Source organism: Lachnoanaerobaculum sp. MSX33, from assembly GCF_000512995.1.
In the GTDB taxonomy this organism is placed as follows: Bacteria; Bacillota; Clostridia; order Lachnospirales; family Lachnospiraceae; genus Lachnoanaerobaculum.
The window spans coordinates 1-1826 of the sequence record NZ_AZXX01000057.1; the positions used below are offsets into that span (position 1 = coordinate 1).

General features: G+C 37.7%; 1 protein-coding gene. It reads right to left on the reverse strand.

The window, feature by feature from the left end; all coding sequences use genetic code 11:
* Positions 1 to 89 precede the first annotated feature (89 nt).
* A complete protein-coding gene (locus tag HMPREF1495_RS04980; protein WP_034212584.1) occupies positions 90 to 1808 on the reverse strand; it encodes an IS1634 family transposase in 1719 nt (572 codons plus the stop codon).
* Positions 1809 to 1826 lie beyond the last annotated feature (18 nt).

A 1826-nucleotide genomic window follows, 5' to 3' on the forward strand; every position in this document is an offset into this window, starting at 1 on the left:
CCCGTCTTTGACAGTTGAAAGAAGGTAAAAGCCTCACAAGTAGTGTAAATACGCTGTTTGTGGGGCTTTCTTAATGAAAAAATATGTGGTTATTTTTTTCTTTTTCGAGTCTGATTTAAAATTTTTCTCATATTTTTCTGAGATGTTATCTGGTAGTCTGTTCTAAATCCAAAAGCATCGTGCAGAGCATCCGTGATATCGGTGCGAGTATAGGTTGGGATATATCCTTCTCCAGGTGCGATCATCATATCCATGGAACGTATTGTATTTATTAGTTCTTCACATGTGTATTTTTCCTTTAGCTTCTGCTCAAGAATTCTATAAATAACCAAAGCTGTAAAGCATGTAGTGAAGTGAGCTGTTATTCTATCTTTTCTGGATAGATATATAGGCCTGGATTTAAATTCAGTTTTCATGATGCGAAAGCATTCCTCAATTTCCCATCTTCTTTGATTGATTTTAATAATACTTGATACATCACACTCAAGGTTTGTGCAGACAGCGTAAAATCCGTCGTATTTGGTTTCGTTATCAATCTGTTTTCGGTTTAATGTGGTGATTGTTTTACTGGCAACTTCACCATCCGGGGTACAATGCCCCTGCTCAACAAATCGTTTTGGGTCATTGGCTCTGTTCTTTGTAAGCTTAGATGGTGACTCTACGTACTTTATTGCTCTTTCAACTTGACGTTCTCTTACAGTTCTCTGATAATTGCGATATTTGATGGAATAAGTAACAATAAGGTGCTGTTCAAGATTGTCCTCATTAATCCATCTATCATTATAAAAAACTTTGTCGTAATCGGCTTCTTCATCAAGCTCACTAAGCTTATATTTTTTATTGCTGCCGGGAAGATACCATCCCTCATCAGCAAGACAGAAATCCTGTAAGAAACCTTTGAGCTTTTTTATAGGCTGTGTTGTTACAAATCCTCTCCCTTGAATGCTGTTAAGTTTTCTGTTTGAAGTGGAGGAAAGCCCGGCATCTGTACATACAATAAAATTTGAAGTGCCGAAGTCATTTATAATTTTCTGTTCAAGCGGAGACATGGAGGGCTGTTCGTTTTGGTTGCCCTCAAAGATAGAAAAGGCCAAAGGTATAGCATCAGCATCCATGAACATACCCATTTGGACAATGGGATTAGGACGATGCTCTTTTGAAATCCCATACTTTCTAAAATCGTCTTCCTCTTCAATCTCAAAATAATAGTTTGTGCAGTCGTAATAAAGAACTTCCTTGTTACGGTTCACTAGGTTTTGTGAGTTCTTGTATAGCTCAGACTGAAAGAAGTCATTTTCATTTGCGATCACTTCAAGAGCTCTATACACCTGGTGCAATTCGCATTTAGGTTGCTCAAGAAACTTTTGAGAGCTTTCAAGAGAAGAAAGTTTGGAGCCCGGTGCAATAATTCTTGAATAAACAAGCATAGAAAGAATGTCATTTAGGTCGTAATCGAATTTATATTTTTCTGCTATGGTGCTGCAAATCTTATCCAGACCAAGGGAATAGTAGATATCTTGAATAAAAAGGTAACCCGCATTGCAGGAGTTACGAACATCTTTATCTATGAGCATGGATGAAGAAAATTTAAGCAGAACTCCCTTTTGCGTCTCCTTTTCAGCAATGGTCAGCTTTCTGGCATATGCCTTTGCCCATTCAAGGGGATCTTGCTCTCCACATCGTGCCCTAATTTCTTCGATACTTCCAAGTCGTTCTACAGTCTTAGTAGTGGTTTTGTTTCCTATACGCACAGATTTTTGAATATAATAACTAGGTGACTTTTTTGTTCCGGCACATGTTAGTTTCATAAATTAATCCCTCCATAC